Source organism: Solibaculum mannosilyticum, assembly GCF_015140235.1.
Lineage (GTDB): Bacteria > Bacillota > Clostridia > Oscillospirales > Acutalibacteraceae > Solibaculum > Solibaculum mannosilyticum.
This window is the reverse complement of record NZ_AP023321.1, coordinates 535653-553628: the sequence shown is the minus strand read 5'-3', so window position 1 is coordinate 553628 and position 17976 is coordinate 535653. Positions and strand designations below refer to the sequence as shown.

The following is a 17976-nucleotide window of genomic DNA, read 5'->3' as shown; positions in this document are numbered from 1 at the left end:
CAAAATGATTCCGATTAAGGAGGTCGACCATGGCTTATATCTGCACATCCACTTCAATCTTCCGCCTGCGATCCAAACCGCAGACCGTGTGGGATGTCGTGACCGACAATACCCGTACCAGTTGGCGCTCAGATCTGGACAAGGTGATCTGCGACGACGATAATCACTGGAAAGAAATCACCAATGGAGGTTACTGCACCAATTTTACCCTTTTGGAAAAGATTCCTTTTAAGAGGTATACTTTTGTATTGCAAAACGCCCGTATGCTGGGCCGCTGGACCGGCATCTTCCGTCCCCTTTCCGACGGGGGCACGGAAGCCACCTTTGTGGAAGAAGTGGAATTCGGAAGTCTTATTTTCTATCTTATCTGCCGTCTCAGCCGTTACTTAAAACGCATGCAGCATCGATATATTGCCGATCTCAAGCGGGCGCTGAAAGAAGAGGATGCCACGCCAGTTCTCGCCCCGTAATATCTGGGATCAAAGGCCGTCTGTAACAAGACGGCCTTTTCTTTTTTCAGAAAAAAACGTGACGGCAGCCTTGGGGAATTTTTATCACATTGACTGCTTTACAGGCTCCTCTTGTGGGGATGCATAACTATCCTGCAGGAAGGTGACGTTGTGAAGCTGACGGTTGCTATCCAGAAAAGCTTCCCGATTGGCGCGGATGTAATCACCGCACCATTCCGCAATGGAGAGGGATGCGCGCAGGTCATCCAGCTGACGGTTGAGCTTGGAAAATTGGTGATACAGTTCATCGCCCACCGGTCCATTCTCGTAAAGGGAATTGGCTTGACGGAGAATTTGGGCGTATTGTGTCAATCCCACCGTCTCAAAACAGACGGGTGCCGTATTGGAATAGATGCTGCTTTCGTGGGAATAGAAAGCGCGCAATCCTCCTGTGGCAATCTCCTTTTCCACCACCGAGATGACATAAATGGTACCCTGCTGTTCAGTCAGCTGGGCGATGGCACGCTGTTTGTCGTCGGCCCGTTCCAGCCTTGCGCGGATGTTGGCAGTGGCCGCCTCGTAGAGTTGGGCATGAGGGGTACTGTCAAACAGTTCCTCCGTCATGCGATGGTACTGGTCTTCCGGCCTCATAATGCTCTCCTGACGGCGTCTTTGCCGTTTTTTCTCTTTCTGCCCCATAAAAAGGCACACCGCTGCTGCCGACGATACTGCTGCCGCTGCAATGATCCACCCTGATAAACCCCTTTTACCTGCCATAGAAATGGTCTCCTTTCACGACCTGGCCCCATGTTATCTGGCCCAGCCCCTAATTGATTGTTTTCTCGCTGTGTTTTCTGTGACTATAGTCATTCCTGGACTTTTTCATCCAGTACAGCTTTATAAACCGCACTCTTCTTATACCCTGATTCAGCCGCCGCCTGTTTGGCCGCCGATGCCAATGAAGCACCCTCTTCCATCAACTGACGGGCAAGCTCCACAGCTTGTTCCAAAGTCATACTCTCTTCTTGTTCCGGCTTTGCACCTTCGATGACCAGTACGAACTCACCTCTGGGCGTGTTTTCCCTGAAATAAGACAGTGCATCCGACAATGTAGTATGCAGTATCTGCTCATGCAATTTGGTAATCTCACGGGCAATGGACATCCGTCGATCGCCCAAAGCGTCCAAAAGATCCTGTAGGGTAGAGATCAACTTATGGGGCGCCTCATAAAATACCATGGTGCGCGGTTCCTTCTGGATGGACAATAGATGTTCCCTACGGCTTTTGCGGGACATACTCAAGAATCCCTCAAAGGTAAAGCGTCCGGTGGGCAGGCCCGACAGCGCCAATGCCGTGGCCATCGCCGTAGGCCCTGGGACAGCCGTCACCACAATGCCCTTTTGACCGCACAGAGCCACCAGATCCTCTCCTGGATCTGAAATGGCCGGCATGCCTGCATCGGTCACCAAACAACAATGTTCCCCGTCCAGGATGCGGGCACAAATCAATTCGCCCCGTTCCCGACGGTTGTGCTCGAAGTAACTGACCATGGGTTTCTGGATTCCAAAATGATTGAGCAGTTTTAAGGTCACTCTTGTATCCTCTGCGGCGATAAAATCGCACTGTGTCAGTGCCTCCACCGCCCTTGGGGAAAAATCCCCCAAGTTTCCGATGGGCGTTCCCACCAGCGTCAATGTCCCTGCCATTGGCTTTCCCCCTGTTCGTCATACATCCTGCGATACTCCTCCGTAAACCGGCCGTCCTGTCCGACCAGCACCAAGGGCGGTTCCACAGCCATCCCCGGCCGACATCTTTTGCGCCCCTCTGCCAACAGGAGAATAGGCGGCTTATCGGCCCGCTGATGCACCAGCTGTATCCGTTTTGGCTCCAGCCCGGCCTCCCGCATGGCGACCATACAGTCGCACAAGCGCTCCGGTCGATGTACCATACAAAACCGGCCCCGATCCTTTAAGATCCCAGCCGCGCACCGGACTACATCCTCCAATGTGGCCGCCTCTTCAAACCGGGCCGTCCTGCGTCCTTGTTCTGCGCTGACCGTGCCTGCGCTCTCCTTAAAATAAGGAGGATTGCACGCAACCAGATCATACACTTGTCCGGGTCTGTACCGGCGCAGGTCCGCACAGATAGGACGGATCCTATGGCCCAATCGGTTGACGTCCACCGATCGTATCATAAGTTCCACTCCATCTTGCTGCATCTCCACGCCATCGATCCGGGCAGGACCATTTCCCAGCGCCCACAGGAACGAGATGATACCACAGCCTGCTCCCAAATCACAGGCCACATCCCGCTTTCTTGGAGCGGCAAACCGTGCGAGTATCACAGCATCCATTCCAAAGGTATGCCGTTTTGAGACAAATAAACCGATGTCCTTTCCTAAAGATTCCCATCGCTCTATCGGCTTTTCCATGAACCTCACCACCAGTATACCAGATTCTGGGAAATAATCAAGGCTTAAAAAGGAAATAATTGTAAAATAATCCTTTTACATCCTAATTCTTATCAAAATCCCCATTTAGGCAAAACAAAAGACGGAACGCACAGTGCATTCCGTCTTTGTCGATGCCTTTTAAGCTTACTCGGGCTGAGGAGCTCCAACGGGGCAAACACCATTGCAAGCGCCGCACTCGATGCAAGTAGCTTCGTCGATGACGTATTTACCATCGCCAGCGGAGATAGCGGACACCGGGCACTCGGCTTCACAAGCGCCGCAGCTGATGCATTCATCAGAAATCTTATAGGACATAATGGCACCTCCTTACTGTATCTGTGACTCTTATTTTAACACAACATAGGCAAATTGCAAGTAAAAAATCTGGAAAGTGACACAAAATCCATCCTCATTGATTCGACTCAATTCCAGGCATCTTTTTCTACTCACATCCGAGGGACTGACGCCGCAAATCCCTATAAGCAAGGCCGGCTGGCGAATCCGTCAACCGGCCATAATCATCGCTTTCAGAATGGCCTCCATATCTGTGAGGCTAAAATAGTAACATCCCAGACGGCCATTTTTAGTAAACTACCTAGGCATCTATTCAAAACAAGAAACCTTGTTGTTTCCCCATTATTTTACCTGACTTACATTGTTCTCCTTGAGAATAACGTCATGAGCGCCGCCTTCCACGATACTGGTAGCCGACACACGGGTAATTTTTGCATTCTGCTGCAATTCCGGAATGGTCAATGCGCCGCAGTTGCACATGGTAGACTTGACTTTATTGAGGGTTTGAGTCACATTATCCTTAAGGCTTCCGGCATAAGGGACATAGCTGTCCACACCCTCCTCAAAGGAGAGCTTGCTGGCGCCGCCCAAATCATAGCGCTGCCAGTTGCGTGCACGATTGGAACCTTCGCCCCAGTACTCCTTGACGTAGTTGCCGTTGATGCTGAGACGATTGGTGGGGCTTTCATCAAACCGGGCAAAATAACGGCCCAGCATAATGAAGTCAGCGCCCATGGCCAAAGCCAGAGTGATATGGTAATCGCACACAATACCGCCGTCAGAACAAACCGGGATATAAATACCAGTAGCTGCAAAATATTCGTCGCGGGCCTTGGCCACTTCGATAAGAGCGGTAGCCTGGCCACGGCCGATGCCTTTCTGCTCGCGGGTGATGCAGATGGAACCGCCGCCGATGCCTACTTTAACGAAATCAGCGCCTGCTTTGGCCAGGAAAAGGAAACCTTCCCGGTCAACCACGTTGCCGGCGCCTACTTTGACCGAATCGCCATAGTGTTCCCGGATCCAGTCAATGGTCAGCTTCTGCCACTCGGAGAATCCTTCCGACGAGTCAATGCACAGCACATCAGCGCCTGCCTCCACCAGAGCCGGGACGCGCTCTGCATAATCGCGGGTATTGATACCCGCGCCTACTACATACCGCTTGGAGCCATCCAGCAGCTCGTTGGGATTTTCCTTATGGGAATCGTAGTCCTTGCGGAACACCATATAGAGCAAGTTCTGATCCTTATCTACAACGGGAAGAGCATTCAGCTTATTGTCCCAGATGATATTATTGGCCTCTTTAAGGGTGACGCCTTCCTCTGCATATACCAAAGAGGAGAAGGGAGTCATAAATTCCTGCACCTTTGTATCCAAAGACATACGGCTGACGCGATAATCGCGGCTGGTCACAATACCGAGCAGCTTGCCGTTGGGCGAACCGTCCGCCGTGACAGCCACAGTAGAATGACCTGTTTTCTTTTTCAGCTCCAGGATATCGGCCAAAGTCTGGTCCTGACGGATATTGGAGTCGCTGGTGACAAAACCAGCTTTGGTGCTCTTCACGCGTGCAATCATAGCAGCTTCGTCCTCGATGGACTGAGAGCCATAAATAAAAGAAATACCGCCTTCACGTGCCAAGGCAATGGCCATTTTCTCGCCAGAAACCGACTGCATAATGGCCGACACCAACGGGATATTCATGCTGATGGCCGGCTCTTCGCCTTTTCTAAACTTGACGACCGGTGTTTTCAAGCTGACATTAGCAGGCATGCATTCTTTAGACGAATAACCCGGTACCAAAAGGTACTCGCTAAAGGTATGGGAAGGTTCCTCAAAGTAAAAAGCCATTTCATCTACTCCTTTTCTGTAATCCGCAAACAAACCGTTTCCTGTGGTATTCTTTTCATTTTAAATTATTTCTGCGGTGCAGTCAATTCTTTTTCCTGAAAAAGGGATAAAAATCGCTCTTTTTCCCCTTTAACCTACAGTATTATCGGTTTCCACCGTTAATTTCCACACAATGCCGAATCGGTCTTTTACTATGCATTGCAATCGGTTGTCAAACGTGTTCATCGGCTGGACCAGCACTTGTCCTCCCTCTTTCAGCCCCTCGTAGACACTGTACAAATCACCTGCTTTGTCGAACACTGCTACCATTTGGATCTGTCCCAGGTTTTTCTCTTCCTGTTCCGCATCGCACAAGTAGATCCGTTGTTCATCCATACTCAGTTTGGCACACATCACCTGTTTTTTCTTTTCCTCTGTCATGGACATTGGCGTAACATGAGGGACATCTCCATAATACAGCACTCCCTGGTTATAAGCATGCAGTACATTTGTGTAAAACTCGACTGCATCGGAGGCATTCCCCTCAAAAATAATTTGTGGAAATAGACGCATAGTATCACCTTCCATTTATAAAATAGGAAAAATCCACATTTTTCCTATTTCATTATGAACCTGGAATTGTGAAAAAACACGCGAATTTTGTAAAAATTAATCCAAAAATAATATTTACAGTCTGTTATTTGTAATATTTTTCCATATTATCAATAAAATGTATATCTTGTATGCTTTTCTAGAATCGTTTTTGTATTCTCTTTATATCTTTATCTGCTTTTGCCATGCTTTGATGCAATTGTCAACTATTTATTTTCTTTGATATCTCACTAATTGAGTAATATACAAATAAAAGAGCTGGACAGATGTTGCCTTTACGAAAATAACATCTGTCCAGCTCTTTGTTTATTCTTTTTGCAACAATCGGTCATTTAATTCCTGGCTAGGAGTGACATACACCGTATTATAGTGGTCGTAAATTACCATGCCTGGTTTTGCACCCTGTGGCTTTTTAACGAACTTCACCCTGGTATAATCCACGGGCACTTGGGAAGATTCCCTGGCCCTGCTGTGGAAAGCAGCCAATTGAGCGGCCTCCAAGACGGTGGTATCGGGGATCTCCGCTCCCGCCGCTTTGACGATGGTATGAGAACCGGGTATATTCTTCACATGCAGCCAAAGGTCTCCATTGTGGGCGTCCCGCAGGGTCAGTCTGTCGTTTTGCTGGTTGTTGCGGCCTACCTGGATGGGAAAACCGTCGCTGGACATAAACTCCAGTGGGCCCAACAGAGGAGGCGGTTTCTGACGGGATTTCCCCTGGCTGCGGATATACCCCTGACCCGCCAATTCCCGGCGGATCTCCTGCAGCTCCCGTTCGGTCTGTGCCCGGGAGAGGGAGTCAAACACCGTATCGATGTACAAAAGTTCCTGTTCCCCTTGGGCGATCTGATCGATCAAAAAGGCTTCCGCCGTTTGGGCCTTGCGGTAATCCTTATAATATTTTTGAGCATTCTGTACCGGCGTCTTGGATGGATCCAGTTTGATGCGCAACAAGGGAGCTTCCGGATCGTAAAAATTCTCCAAGGAGATTTCCGTCATCCCCTTTTGAATACGGTAAAGATTGGCGTTTAGGAGATCGCCGCATTGACGGAGATGTTCCCTGTCGCCGCATTGTTTAAGCTCCAGACGCTGGGCATTCAGTTTACGGGACGCCCGGTCCGAGGCATTGGCCAGCACCCGTAGGAGATCTTTGGATTTCTGACGCATCCGCTCCATCTGATCCCGCTGCGCATAAAAGGCATCCAGCAGGTCGCTAAAACGGTCAAAGGTTTTGGCCGTGGCCTTGATCCCGTACTGCGCGATGGGGAAAAAGCTAAAATCCAAGGGTTTTCCTGTATCGTTTTCCACCAGCATGGTGGGCTGGCCATTTATCTTGTCCAGGCGTTCCTTGAGCTGTCCCAAAAAGAAAGTAAGACGCTGCCGCTGATCCCCGGTCATGGAATGGCTCCGTACATCAGCGCCCCGCCCCACATAAAAAGCCGCTTCCCTGCACACCACCGGCGACAGCCCGCACAAAAGGGACAACAATGCCTTCGATAGTTCCATATCCTTTTGACGGCCGAGGCCCTCCCAGATTTCATCTAAAGAGGTCGATTCAAAATCCATGCTGTTGGCCGGAGCAGGCGGCATGGTATAAGGCAATCCCGGCAGCACCAGCCTCACCGACGACATCTCGGCATCCACCCGTTTGATGGAATCCACAATGGCGCCGTCCTCCCCGATAAGGATGATGTTGCTGTGCCTCCCCATGATCTCCACCGCCAGGGTTAAGGTGATATGATCGCCCAAATCGTTGGTGGTATCGAAGTCCAGGAAGAGGACCCGTTCCAGACCCGGTTGACGGATGCGCAGTAATTTTGCATTGATCAGCCGTTTGCGCAGCAGCATACAGAACATAGGTGGGACAGCCGGGTTTTCCGGCACAAACTGTGTAAAATGGATGCGAGGCCCAGCCGCCCGACAGGAAAGAAGCATCCGTCTCGCCCCGGCACGGCCCCGCATATGGAACACCAGCTCCTCACGGGAGGGCTGATGGATCTTATCGATGCGTGTATCCACCGCCCAATCCTCCAACTCCCGCTTGAGGAGGCTGAGCAATGCGCCGTCCAGCGCCATGGGAATCACATCCTTTCGATTTTATCCTGACCCGGACAGGCTTGTCCACAGGGCCAAAGACGGCGAGAGACCAGTCCCGCCGTCCACGTGTCTCGTTTTTACGTTTATTCCGCCTTGCGCAGAACCTTGACGATTTCACCCACAAACATGCGGTGATAGTCTTTGTCCGGATACCATTTTTCATCCACAGCCTCGTCCAAAAGATTGGAGGGATCCATGGGGCTGTCGTACAACTTGCGGCATACCAGCACCAATTTTGCCTGTTCAAAATAGGTAGTGCCCTCCTGGAACACAGGAGTCAGGCCGGTTTCCTTGGCCTTGTCGATGTCCCGGCCGGACTTGCTGCCACAGATGCCCAGTGCCGGCTTATACTGCTGGTCGTAGAAAGAGAGGGTAAACAGGTCGTTTTTCTTGACAAATTCCATGGTGTACCGCTGCGGACGGATGACGGTAACCGCTACATCCTTTCCCCACATGACGCCCATACCGCCCCAGCTAGCCGTCATGGTGTTGTATCCATTGGAGTCGCCTGCCGTCACCAGCATCCACTGATTGCCGATGAGGTCAAAGACATTTCCGTTGATGTCCTGCGGACGGATGGTTTCAAAACTCATGGAAAGCACTCCTTTATTGATAAAAGTGGTAAAAGTGATCCTCTCTATGATAGCATATTTTTTCCTCACTTCCAAGATGGGACATTGCATTGGCGGAAAACTCTGCTATAATCGGAGGAAGAAGGATATGGGTTCTTTGGTAGTATATGAGACGGTTGTGCTGTCTCATACCCGGATGGCCCAAAACCAGGAGTGATTGTTATGAACTGCACTAAATTTATCACCGGCGGCATCACCTGTCCCAAAGGATTTGAGGCGGCCGGCGTATCTTGTGGAATGAAATCCCAGGGCAAGGATCTGATGTTGATTACGGCTCAGAAACCGTGTGCTGTAGCGGCGGTGTATACCAAAAATGCCGTCAAAGGCGCCCCTCTCACCGTCACTGCCCAGAACATTCTTCATGGGCGGGCCCAAGCAGTGGTGTGCAACAGCGGTATCGCCAACTGTTGTGTAGAAGGAGGCGTGGCAGCCGCGAAAAAAATATGCAGCTTGACTGCCAAAGCTCTGCACATTCCGCCCGAAGACGTCATTGTGGCTTCCACTGGGGAGATGGGCGTCCCTTTGCCCATGGACCGGGTGGAAGCAGGCATCGGAGAAGCCGCCGGTGCCTGTTCCAGAGAGGGCGGGCACGACGCTGCCTTGGCCATTCTCACCGACGACCCCACGCCCAAGGAACTGGCTGTGGAATTTTTAGTAGGGGACGTCCCATGCTATATTGGCGGCGTGGCAAAAGGATCGGGATTGCTTCGTCCCAATATGGCCACCATGCTGTGTTTTTTGACATCGGATGTAAACATTCATCCCGAGCTGCTGGACCGGGCATTAAAGGAAGCGGTAGAAAAGAGCTTCCATTGTATGGCTTTGGGAGGCATCCCCTCCCCCAACGACATGGTGACTATTTTGTCCTCCGGCATGGCCGGAAACGGGAAAATCACCGATCTTGGGGATGGATATCAGGCTTTTTGCCAGGCATTGAGTGCCCTTTGTCTGGAGCTCGCCAAATGGATGGCCAAAGACAGCCGTCCTGGAGGACGTCTTTTGACCTGTCAGGTTCACGCCGCACGTACAGAGACAGACGCCCTCCTTGCGGCTAAAGCAGTGACCAGTTGTTCCCGTGTGGTGGAGGCTCTGTCCAAAGGTATCCCCTGTTGGACCGATATTGTATGCGCCATCGGAGGAAGCGGCGCCAATGTGGACGGCGGCGCTATGGATGTATCCCTCAGCTCCCCTGCATCTGAAGAAACGGTTCATCTGTGCAGCGGCTGCACATCCCTCTTCTTTGATGTCCAAAAAGCACATGATCTGCTGAAGGAATCAGAAATCATCCTTTCTGTCGATTGTAACGACGGTTTTTTTGACGCTGTGTCCTATGGATGCCTTGATCCTGTCCCCGAACTTTAATCCATTTTGATGATAAAAAAGGCCTCTGCTGTTTAAAAAACAGCGGAGGCCTCATTTTATTGGTTTTATTCTAGGCTGCCGGACGATGGATGGAAGAAGAACCTGAGTCCACAGGCTGAGAAGAGGTTGAAGACGACGAGGAAGCCGGAGGCTCTATAGAGGATTGGCTCTCCGATGCCTGGGAGGAAGGCGCTTCTGAAACAGCTGGACTGCTGCTGGATACCTCCTGGGAGGAACTCTCCGGTTGGGAAACAGCAGGTGTCGAGGAAGCAAGTTCACTGCTTTCATCATTTAATGCACCGTCACTGAGATTCTTATGAATCCCGTTACATACGCCGGGAATATTGGTCTTTTTATAGTAGCCCAACTTCTTGTGTGTGCAGCTATTGCCGGCTAGTAGTCCAGAATCCTCACAGTAGGTGCGCATCACCACCGAATCATCGGCAGGGAACTTAATGTTTTCCAGATCTGCATGGATCCCTCTCATGCTTTTGGCCCATCCATATTTCGCGCCGTTTACGATGGACTTTGGCAATGCCTTGGGGGTATCAAATCCATACCAAACGCCTGCTACATAATAGGGAGTGCCGCCCACAATCCAGACATTAGTGGAATCATTGTCAGCACCCGACGTACCGGTTTTCGCAAAAATCTCCATGCCCTTGCTCTCCGGCCAATAGCCATTGTTGCGGATCTCGCGGCCAGTACCGCTGGCGCCGTCCACAACCTGAGTCATCAACCGGTTCATAATATACGCCGTGTCAGAACTCAGCGTACGGCTTGCAGAAGACCCCTCTCCCTCTTTGGCCTTCTCAATGAGGACATTACCGTCGGCATCCTCCACACGGTAGAAAGAATAGGGTTCGTAATAAAGGCCGCCGTTGCCGAACGTCTGGAAAGCTGCCGTCATCTCCAGAACAGTCAAGCCCTTGGTCATACCGCCTAAGGCCAGCGGGGAACGATCCCGGTCGGTATAGGTAATGCCGTTGATCTCTTCACTGTCGATGAGGGAATCCAGATGGAAACGATCCTTGGCAAAGTCAAAACTCGCGTCGATGCCGATGTCTTCTAAGATGCGGGCCGAGATGGTGTTGAGGGACTTTTCCAAGCCCTTTTGTACAGTAACATTCTCATAAGACCATCGGTCATTATAGTTGGGGGGCCACTTTGTCAGCTTCCCGTTCTGTTTGATGGTCAACGGTTCATCGGGGTACACGGTAGAATAGGTAATCTTATCGAATTCCAGCGCCGGACCATAGGTAGTCAGGGGCTTGATGGAAGAACCAGTTTGCCTCTTGGCCATAGTTGCCCGGCTGAAGACACGTGTATCGGTCTTCTCCCCTATGGCGCCGGCAGTGGCCACAATCCGGCCGGTATAATCCATCACAACAATGCCTGACTGAGGTTCGCTGGCCGCCTTAATGGAGGGGAAATTACTGGGATCCGAGTAGACTTCTTCCACAGCTGCCTGGGCATCCCGATCCACTGCCGAGTAGATGCGCAGCCCCTGGGTAAACAGCATGGTCTGAGCGTACTTACGGTCATAGCCCAGTTCTTCCACCAGAGAATCCACCACATCTTCAAACACCATGTCCGAATACCAGCTCTGGACATGGGTCACGTCTTCCTCCAAAGTGGAACTGGGGTTAAACTCCAAAGGATAGGCGACGGCTTCGTCGTACTCCGCCTGGGAGATTTTCCCCTGACGCAACATCTCAGCCAGTACCGTCAATTGCCGCTCCTTGTTGTTTTCCGGGTAGAGCAGCGGGTTGTACCGGGTGGGATACTTGGTAATGCCGATGATGGATGCACATTCAGCCAAGTTGAGCTGGCTGACATCCTTGCCAAAGTACTTGTTGGCCGCCGCCTGGACGCCATGACATCCGCTTCCCAAAGCGATGGTGTTCAGATAGGCGCAAAGGATATCATCCTTGTTGTTCGTTTTCTCAAATTCCAAAGCCCGCATAATTTCGCGGATCTTACGGGAAAAACTAACGTCGGTATCATCGGTCAAGTTTTTGATGAGCTGCTGGGTGATGGTGGAACCGCCTTGGCGGCCTCCATAGATGGGGACAAAAGAGTTAATCATAGCGCCGATGGTTCGTTTCCAGTCTACACCCTTGTGTTGATAAAAACGTTGATCTTCGATGGCCACTGCCGCATCTTTCATGTACTGGGGGATCTGGTCGAAGTCCACCCATGTGCGGTTTTCCTGGCCGTGGTACTCCTCGGTTTTCACCCACTCGCCGGTAACGTCGTCTTTTTCATACAGGAAGCTTGTGTAGTTGAGGTTCATTTGGCCCAGGTCGATGTCGGTCCCTTTGTCCATCTTCATGATATAGATGGTCATGGCGCCGGCTACGATGCTACCTGTGATGACCATGATCAACAGAGCACTCAAAAGCACTTTGCCGATAATAGATAAAACCTTCAACGTAACGCCCACACCTTTGGGACGCTGTTTTTTCCTGTCGGGGCGGTCGGATCGGGGAGCGCCGGTTGATGTATCGTGTTGCTCGGATATGCGGTCACTCATGTATGCTTTCGCCTCCCTTAACTATTCTGATTATTATAACATATTTTATCCCGTATGCAAAACCAGGAAACATTTTTCACGGTTGGCTCGAAAAAAGCCCTGTATTTTCAGAAAATTTTGTAGCGTCCCACAGGGCCTGTGAATAAGATAGACAAATCCTGGCAAAGATAATAGCGTGAAACCTCCAAAAAAACATCATAAGCCATCCGCTTGTTGAATTCATCCCTATCGTAAAGGAGTGGTAATTCTTGGGTAACATCAACGTAAAAACCAGTGTACTAGTGGCAACAGCATCGTTGGCCGCCACTCTGTGCATCCTGATGGGTGCATCTATGATCGGCAGCAGTACCCAGGCGTCGCCATCCTCCTCAGCTGTCACAGGGGGATGGGTCATGCGCGACTACCAGGGTAAAATTGCCGTGTTCCAGGACGGAAATGACGATCCCACCCAAGTCCTGGACATCTATGTAAACAGCCTGCCGGAACACGATCAAGATCTCCTGGAATCCGGGATCCGCATCGACGATCAAAAAGAGCTCCAGCAATTAATTGAAGACTACACCGGATAACCTGCCTTCCTCCATTCATCCGCGAAAAGCCGCTGCCATTGTGATGGATCAGCGGCTTTTCTGTCGTCCAAAGGATGCACAAAGTGATAGATGCTTGTCTTTTTCGCTTTTTTCCCCGACGGACATGCAAAAATCCCGTTCTCCCGCATAGGATGGAAAGACATCCCATGCTTGGGAGAAGGGGGGATTTTTTATGGTCACGGCTTTGATCCTAGCAGCTCTTTCCAATATTATCTACTTTGCACTGCATATTTCCCATTCGGGTTCTTTTCCCCGGCCCCTCTCATCGGCCGAGGAAAAGGAATGTCTGGATGCCTATCATGAAAATGGGGATCTGGAAGCCCGTAATAAATTAATTGAACATAATCTTCGTCTTGTTGCCCACATCATCAAAAAATACTATTCCAATATCCGCGATCAAGACGATCTCATTTCCATCGGCACCATCGGCCTGATCAAAGCCATCAATACCTTTAACAGCGGACGCAACTGCCGTCTCGCCACCTACGCTGCTAAATGCATCGAAAACGAGATTTTGATGTATTTTAGAAGTCAGAAGAAGACGGCTCAAGACGTCTCTCTCAATGAACCGATTGATACTGATAAAGACGGCAACACATTGTCTCTCATGGACGTTATCGCCACAGAGGACAATATTTTAGATAACCTGGATATCCGTTTAAAGTCCCAACGTCTTCGTAAATATATGATGGAAAGTCTCACTCCACGTGAGCGTATGATTCTAGAACTGCGTTATGGTCTGGACGATAAAGATAGTCTGACCCAGCGGGAAGTGGCTCAAAAATTAGGGATTTCCCGATCTTACGTCAGCCGTATTGAAAAAAAGGCCATGTCCCAGCTCAAGAAATTATTTGATATGGAGGGTTCCCCTCTCGTTATGCGGCAAAAAAAACGGGTATAATTTCCCTTTCAGATCATGAAAAAAAGGACACATCTTGAAGATGTGTCCTTTTTCGCTCTGATAAATCGTTACAATTAATAGTTGAGGGCACGAACCTGGAAGAAGGAACGGGGATGAGCACATACGGGGCAGATCTCAGGAGCCTCGGTACCCTCATACACATGGCCGCAGTTAGCGCACTGCCAAATGACAACTTCGTCTTTCTTGAAGACCTTGCCTTGGTTGACGTTGTCCAACAGAATGCGGTAACGGGTTTCATGCTCTTTCTCGATCTTGGCAACAGCCTCAAACAGATAAGCGATCTTAGTGAAACCTTCTTCTTTGGCTTCCTTGGCGAAAGTGGCATACATATCAGTCCACTCATAGTTCTCGCCTTCTGCAGCATCCTGCAAATTCTCAGCGGTGGTGCCTACGCCGTCGTGAATCAGCTTAAACCAGATTTTCGCATGCTCTTTTTCGTTGTTGGCAGTCTCAGTGAAGATGGCAGCGATCTGCTCGTAGCCCTCTTTCTTTGCCTGAGAAGCATAGTAGGTGTACTTGTTTCTTGCCTGGGATTCGCCAGCAAAAGCGGTCATCAAATTAGCTAATGTCTTGGAACCTTTCAAATCCATAATTTTTTCCTCCCTGGCACTCGATAGAGTGCAAATTATTATTTGTCTGACAGTCTTTGCAAGTACCTTTGATGACAATGTCACATTCTGATACTTGAAATCCTGTAGTTGCCTGAATGTCATGCCTCAGACCGTCCAATTTAGGCAGTTCCACATCGTATATCCTGCCGCAACAGCAGCACTGCATATGGTAATGTCCATCAAGGCGGCCGTCAAACCGGTCGCTGGAATCGGGCATGTGAATTTTACGAAGCAGGCCATGCTCTGCCAGAAGATTGAGATTGCGGTATACCGTTCCCAAACTGATGGTAGGATGTTCCTTCTTCAAGCAATGGTATACTTGATCGGCCGTAGGATGAATGGGATTTGCTTTCACCGTCTGGTAGATCAGCTCCCTCTGCTTTGAATATCTCATAACTTGGTTCTCCATAAGTAATAGTAATCGTTACTATTTATTTCTTCTATACTATACCACTTCATTTATCCTATGTCAAGAAATTTCACAAAAATATTTTTACATTTTTATGCCAGAAAACAAAAAGCTGGGTGCAGAATGATTCTGCACCCAGCTTTTCAGCAATAAAGTCTTAGTCTATATCGGTCTCCCACAGGCCGTGGAGATTGCAGTAGCCGTATACCTTGAGCGGACCTTCACCCGGGAAAAATTCAGCCACCGGTTCATCGTCGGGGGTCAGATGAGCGCGTCCCACCTTGTTGTCAAATACCACCCAGATGTAGGGGATATAATGCTCCTGGGTCATGGGATGATGGACGCTTCCCACTTCCACGATGAGCTTGTCGCCTTCACGGCGTACAACCGGTACATGCTTTTCCTGAGCAGCATCTACAGTATTGGGTTTGAGCAGATCCATGGGCTGGCCGCAGCAAGAAGGTGTGACATGGCCGTCGATCAATTCTACAATGTTTCCGCAATGGGCACAACGATAGATTTTCAGTTCCTTTTTCATGTTAATACCTCCCAAATCAGTATACAATTAAGTGTACCACTCATTTTTCAAAAAGGCAAGTAAAATTCCGACGACTCTGTCACAGCATATTTCTCGTTGAATCCCTGTGAGATCGCTGATCCATATCCCAAAATGTTACCGCCCATGAGCCAATATTAACGCTTATATTTGGCAAGCATCAATTGTTTTTCCTCCCACAAGGACTTAGAGAGATCCACATAATAAGTGTGGGGGTTTTCAAACCGCTTGACTTCATCCCACAAAGTTTCCACCTGCTGTTGGCAGAAGGTACGGATTTGATGCACGTCGGGACGGCTGTATACCAGTTTCCCTCCCTCAAAGATAAGCTGTCGGATAGGTTTTGCCGTAAAATCGCTGACTGTTTTGCTTTTCCAGGTAAATTCAGGATCAAACAATACATAAGGTTCTTCCGACGAAATGACCTCATCATGAAGGGTCACCACATCAGCGATGGCTTTGCCTGTTTCATTCTCATAAAGGCGCCATACTTCTTTAAACCCAGGGGTGGTAATCTTGCCCACGTTTTCACTCAGCTTAATCTTTGGGACAATCCGTCCCTTGTCTTCTACAGCAGCCAGTTTATATACCCCGCCAAATACAGGGTCGCTGGAGGAGGTAATAAGCCTCTCCCCTACGCCGAACAAATCCACCTGAGCCCCCTGTTCCAGCATCTCCCGGATAAGATATTCATCCAGGGAATTGGAGGCTACAATGCTGCAGTCGGGGAATCCAGCTTCATCCAGCACCTTGCGGGCTTTACGGGAGAGGTAGGCAATATCGCCGCTGTCGATCCGGATGGCGCCGGGACGGTATCCGCGCGGGACAATCTCCTCTTGAAAGGCGCGGATAGCATTGGGCACGCCGGATTTTAACGTATTGTAGGTGTCCACCAACAGGGTACAATTTTCAGGATACTCCTTGGCATAAGCCCGAAAAGCGGCCAATTCGTCGTCAAAGAGTTGGATCCAGCTGTGGGCCATGGTGCCCAGAGCCGGGATGCCAAAATCCTGCTCGCACACCGTACAGGCTGTCCCTACACATCCCCCGATATAAGCGGCACGGGCACCTAATACAGCGCCGTCGAAACCTTGAGCGCGTCGGGAACCAAACTCCATAACTTTGCGTCCCTTGGCAGCCCGGCAGATCCGGTTCGCCTTGGTGGCGATCAGAGACTGATGGTTGATGCACAACAGGGCCATGGTCTCAATAAACTGGGCCTGGATGACTGGGCCTCGAACCGTCAGTACCGGCTCCTGCGGGAAGATCGGCATTCCTTCCGGCACCGACCATACGTCGCAGGAAAATTGCAAGTGCTCCATGTAATCGATAAAACGGGGATCAAACATGTTTTTCCCACGCAAAAATTTAATATCTTCCGAGGTAAAGTGGAGATTTTGTAGGTAATCAATGAGTTGATCCAGTCCGGCAAAAATGGCAAAACCGCCTTCGTCGGGGATCTTTCGGAAAAAAAGATCAAAATAAGCAATGGTGTCGGCCATGCCGTTGACCAGATATCCATTGGCCATGGTGATCTCATAAAAGTCCGTCAACAGCTCCAGTTTTCGATGTTCCATCTGGGATCCTCCTTTACCACGTCAGGGAAGACGATACTTCCACACCATTGCTCGACATACTGTATAAACTCAGGGCATTGACGAAATCCGCCCTGTGTCCAGGGCCGTCGAAGGTATCCACCAGACCGGCCGGGACAATAATCCGGCTCTTGCGGTCCTGACGGTTAAACCACGTCTTAAGGCCCACTGCCAGCTGGTAAACACAGATGTCGGTACAATCTCCGCTCAACACAAAACAGTGGATGTGAGGATGTTTGGTAAGCCACTCTATAAATTCAGGTTCCAATAGGCCATTGGTGGAATTTTTCTCAATGAGGACGTGGGGTACAGCGGCGATCTCTTCCACCACTTGACTTTCCCAATCCCCCTTGACGCAATGAATTGGATAAGCCTCAAATTCCGGACTCTGTCCGCCGTGGCAGTCGGCAAAATTGACCACCGGGATGCCTGCTTTGCAGAAGGCATGGGCCGCCTCCGTCACAGCCGGGATCAAATCCTTCACCCGGGGGCCGGACATCGCTCCTCCTTTGGCAAATCCATTGACCATATCTACCACCAGCAAAGCGCTGTTTTTAGGAGAGAGTTCTCCCACAGAAATTGGTTCCAGCGACTGTACCCAATCGTAGATCTCATCCAGAGCTTCGGCACCCTGTTGTAAAAAGTCCTGTCGGCTGCCTATTTGCATGCCTATCCCTCCCTGGGATACTCTTTCTCCTGCGCTTTGTCTAAAAGCGAAAACAAAGAGTAAATTTCTCCATAAAAGTAGTTTATTGCAGATTCAGCGCACTGAAGGCAATTCAGTGCGCTGAATGCGGGAAGTACTCATACCATATCGTCTTAAGCCTTTGTAGCCGACTACTTTCTACAGATAAGGTTCTCGCAGGCTTCAGAAGACAGCTCTATCTTTTTCCCACTCTGCTCGCGGGACACTTCAAGAAAATATCCGAATAAATTTCATGCGCATCATAGCTGTGGGCACTGCCCGCCTAGCGTATCGCCTAATCCTTTGTAGCCGACTATCCTCTATGGATAAGGTTCTCGCAGGCT

At 50.0% G+C, this 17976-nt stretch carries 18 protein-coding genes; 4 read left to right on the top strand and 14 right to left on the bottom strand.

The genetic code is table 11. From position 1 onward, the window contains the following. Positions 1-29: 29 nt before the first annotated feature. On the top strand, positions 30-470 hold the full coding sequence (locus C12CBH8_RS02545) for a polyketide cyclase (RefSeq protein WP_099323232.1): 441 nt from the start codon (positions 30-32) through the stop codon (positions 468-470). Positions 471-554: 84 nt separating this feature from the next. Here the strand turns inward: C12CBH8_RS02545 and C12CBH8_RS02540 are convergent, their stop codons facing one another. The 8 genes from C12CBH8_RS02540 to C12CBH8_RS02505 form a co-directional block, all read right to left on the bottom strand. After that, a complete protein-coding gene (locus C12CBH8_RS02540) occupies positions 555-1226 on the bottom strand; it encodes a DMP19 family protein (protein WP_215533470.1) in 672 nt (223 codons plus the stop codon). An 89-nt stretch (positions 1227-1315) separates the two neighbouring features. Next, a complete protein-coding gene (gene rsmI / locus C12CBH8_RS02535; RefSeq protein WP_215533469.1) occupies positions 1316-2155 on the bottom strand; it encodes a 16S rRNA (cytidine(1402)-2'-O)-methyltransferase in 840 nt (279 codons plus the stop codon). After that, on the bottom strand, positions 2140-2880 hold the full coding sequence (locus C12CBH8_RS02530) for a tRNA1(Val) (adenine(37)-N6)-methyltransferase (protein ID WP_215533468.1): 741 nt from the start codon (positions 2878-2880) through the stop codon (positions 2140-2142). Before C12CBH8_RS02530 ends, rsmI begins: the two co-directional genes overlap by 16 nt. A 165-nt stretch (positions 2881-3045) precedes the next feature. Beyond that, a complete protein-coding gene (locus C12CBH8_RS02525) occupies positions 3046-3216 on the bottom strand; it encodes a DUF362 domain-containing protein (RefSeq protein WP_090265850.1) in 171 nt (56 codons plus the stop codon). Between the two features lie 321 nt (positions 3217-3537). Then, positions 3538-5046 carry an IMP dehydrogenase gene (locus tag C12CBH8_RS02520; protein WP_215533467.1) on the bottom strand — a complete coding sequence of 503 codons (1509 nt, stop codon included), beginning with the start codon at positions 5044-5046 and terminating at the stop codon, positions 3538-3540. Positions 5047-5175: 129 nt separating this feature from the next. Continuing rightward, on the bottom strand, positions 5176-5598 hold the full coding sequence (locus C12CBH8_RS02515; RefSeq protein ID WP_215533466.1) for a VOC family protein: 423 nt from the start codon (positions 5596-5598) through the stop codon (positions 5176-5178). A 345-nt stretch (positions 5599-5943) separates the two neighbouring features. Continuing rightward, positions 5944-7713 (bottom strand): Rqc2 family fibronectin-binding protein, encoded by a 1770-nt coding sequence (locus C12CBH8_RS02510; protein ID WP_215533465.1) that lies wholly within the window; start codon positions 7711-7713, stop codon positions 5944-5946. A gap of 104 nt (positions 7714-7817) precedes the next feature. Beyond that, the gene (locus C12CBH8_RS02505) at positions 7818-8327 is read right to left on the bottom strand and encodes a flavin reductase family protein (protein ID WP_215533464.1); all 510 of its coding nucleotides are present in this window, start codon (positions 8325-8327) and stop codon (positions 7818-7820) included. Positions 8328-8528: 201 nt separating this feature from the next. Between C12CBH8_RS02505 and argJ the strand changes: the two genes are divergently transcribed. Then, on the top strand, positions 8529-9728 hold the full coding sequence (gene argJ, locus C12CBH8_RS02500; RefSeq protein WP_099323226.1) for a bifunctional ornithine acetyltransferase/N-acetylglutamate synthase: 1200 nt from the start codon (positions 8529-8531) through the stop codon (positions 9726-9728). A gap of 70 nt (positions 9729-9798) precedes the next feature. Here argJ and C12CBH8_RS02495 read toward each other — a convergent pair whose 3' ends face one another. Beyond that, the gene (locus tag C12CBH8_RS02495) at positions 9799-12264 is read right to left on the bottom strand and encodes a transglycosylase domain-containing protein (protein ID WP_215533463.1); all 2466 of its coding nucleotides are present in this window, start codon (positions 12262-12264) and stop codon (positions 9799-9801) included. A gap of 248 nt (positions 12265-12512) precedes the next feature. On the opposite strand from C12CBH8_RS02495, the gene C12CBH8_RS02490 reads away from it, so the two are divergent. Then, a complete protein-coding gene (locus tag C12CBH8_RS02490) occupies positions 12513-12833 on the top strand; it encodes a BofC C-terminal domain-containing protein (protein WP_090265836.1) in 321 nt (106 codons plus the stop codon). 193 nt (positions 12834-13026) lie between these two features. Then, a complete protein-coding gene (gene sigK, locus C12CBH8_RS02485; RefSeq protein WP_215533462.1) occupies positions 13027-13755 on the top strand; it encodes an RNA polymerase sporulation sigma factor SigK in 729 nt (242 codons plus the stop codon). Between the two features lie 74 nt (positions 13756-13829). Here sigK and rbr read toward each other — a convergent pair whose 3' ends face one another. The 5 genes from rbr to C12CBH8_RS02460 all read right to left on the bottom strand — a co-directional run bounded on the left by rbr (position 13830) and on the right by C12CBH8_RS02460 (position 17614). Continuing rightward, complete coding sequence (gene rbr / locus C12CBH8_RS02480; protein WP_090265832.1) at positions 13830-14366, bottom strand: rubrerythrin; 537 nt, start codon at positions 14364-14366, stop codon at positions 13830-13832. Then, on the bottom strand, positions 14335-14781 hold the full coding sequence (locus tag C12CBH8_RS02475; protein ID WP_090265831.1) for a Fur family transcriptional regulator: 447 nt from the start codon (positions 14779-14781) through the stop codon (positions 14335-14337). The genes rbr and C12CBH8_RS02475 overlap by 32 nt, the downstream gene beginning before the upstream one ends. Positions 14782-14953: 172 nt before the next feature. Continuing rightward, positions 14954-15334: a desulfoferrodoxin family protein gene (locus C12CBH8_RS02470; RefSeq protein WP_171846342.1), complete on the bottom strand. Its 381-nt coding sequence runs from the start codon at positions 15332-15334 to the stop codon at positions 14954-14956. Positions 15335-15489: 155 nt separating this feature from the next. Beyond that, on the bottom strand, positions 15490-16929 hold the full coding sequence (locus C12CBH8_RS02465; RefSeq protein WP_215533461.1) for a nicotinate phosphoribosyltransferase: 1440 nt from the start codon (positions 16927-16929) through the stop codon (positions 15490-15492). Between the two features lie 13 nt (positions 16930-16942). Further along, positions 16943-17614, bottom strand: coding sequence for a cysteine hydrolase family protein (locus C12CBH8_RS02460; protein WP_090265828.1), 672 nt, complete (start codon positions 17612-17614; stop codon positions 16943-16945). Positions 17615-17976 lie beyond the last annotated feature (362 nt).

Coding starts and splice junctions, on each gene's coding strand:
- C12CBH8_RS02545 (WP_099323232.1), top strand. CDS start 30: ATGGCTTATATCTGCACATCCACTTCAATCTTCCGCCTGCGATCCAAA.
- C12CBH8_RS02540 (WP_215533470.1), bottom strand. CDS start 1,226: ATGGCAGGTAAAAGGGGTTTATCAGGGTGGATCATTGCAGCGGCAGCA.
- rsmI (WP_215533469.1), bottom strand. CDS start 2,155: ATGGCAGGGACATTGACGCTGGTGGGAACGCCCATCGGAAACTTGGGG.
- C12CBH8_RS02530 (WP_215533468.1), bottom strand. CDS start 2,880: ATGGAAAAGCCGATAGAGCGATGGGAATCTTTAGGAAAGGACATCGGT.
- C12CBH8_RS02525 (WP_090265850.1), bottom strand. CDS start 3,216: ATGTCCTATAAGATTTCTGATGAATGCATCAGCTGCGGCGCTTGTGAA.
- C12CBH8_RS02520 (WP_215533467.1), bottom strand. CDS start 5,046: ATGGCTTTTTACTTTGAGGAACCTTCCCATACCTTTAGCGAGTACCTT.
- C12CBH8_RS02515 (WP_215533466.1), bottom strand. CDS start 5,598: ATGCGTCTATTTCCACAAATTATTTTTGAGGGGAATGCCTCCGATGCA.
- C12CBH8_RS02510 (WP_215533465.1), bottom strand. CDS start 7,713: ATGGCGCTGGACGGCGCATTGCTCAGCCTCCTCAAGCGGGAGTTGGAG.
- C12CBH8_RS02505 (WP_215533464.1), bottom strand. CDS start 8,327: ATGAGTTTTGAAACCATCCGTCCGCAGGACATCAACGGAAATGTCTTT.
- argJ (WP_099323226.1), top strand. CDS start 8,529: ATGAACTGCACTAAATTTATCACCGGCGGCATCACCTGTCCCAAAGGA.
- C12CBH8_RS02495 (WP_215533463.1), bottom strand. CDS start 12,264: ATGAGTGACCGCATATCCGAGCAACACGATACATCAACCGGCGCTCCC.
- sigK (WP_215533462.1), top strand. CDS start 13,027: ATGGTCACGGCTTTGATCCTAGCAGCTCTTTCCAATATTATCTACTTT.
- rbr (WP_090265832.1), bottom strand. CDS start 14,366: ATGGATTTGAAAGGTTCCAAGACATTAGCTAATTTGATGACCGCTTTT.
- C12CBH8_RS02475 (WP_090265831.1), bottom strand. CDS start 14,781: ATGAGATATTCAAAGCAGAGGGAGCTGATCTACCAGACGGTGAAAGCA.
- C12CBH8_RS02470 (WP_171846342.1), bottom strand. CDS start 15,334: ATGAAAAAGGAACTGAAAATCTATCGTTGTGCCCATTGCGGAAACATT.
- C12CBH8_RS02465 (WP_215533461.1), bottom strand. CDS start 16,929: ATGGAACATCGAAAACTGGAGCTGTTGACGGACTTTTATGAGATCACC.
- C12CBH8_RS02460 (WP_090265828.1), bottom strand. CDS start 17,614: ATGCAAATAGGCAGCCGACAGGACTTTTTACAACAGGGTGCCGAAGCT.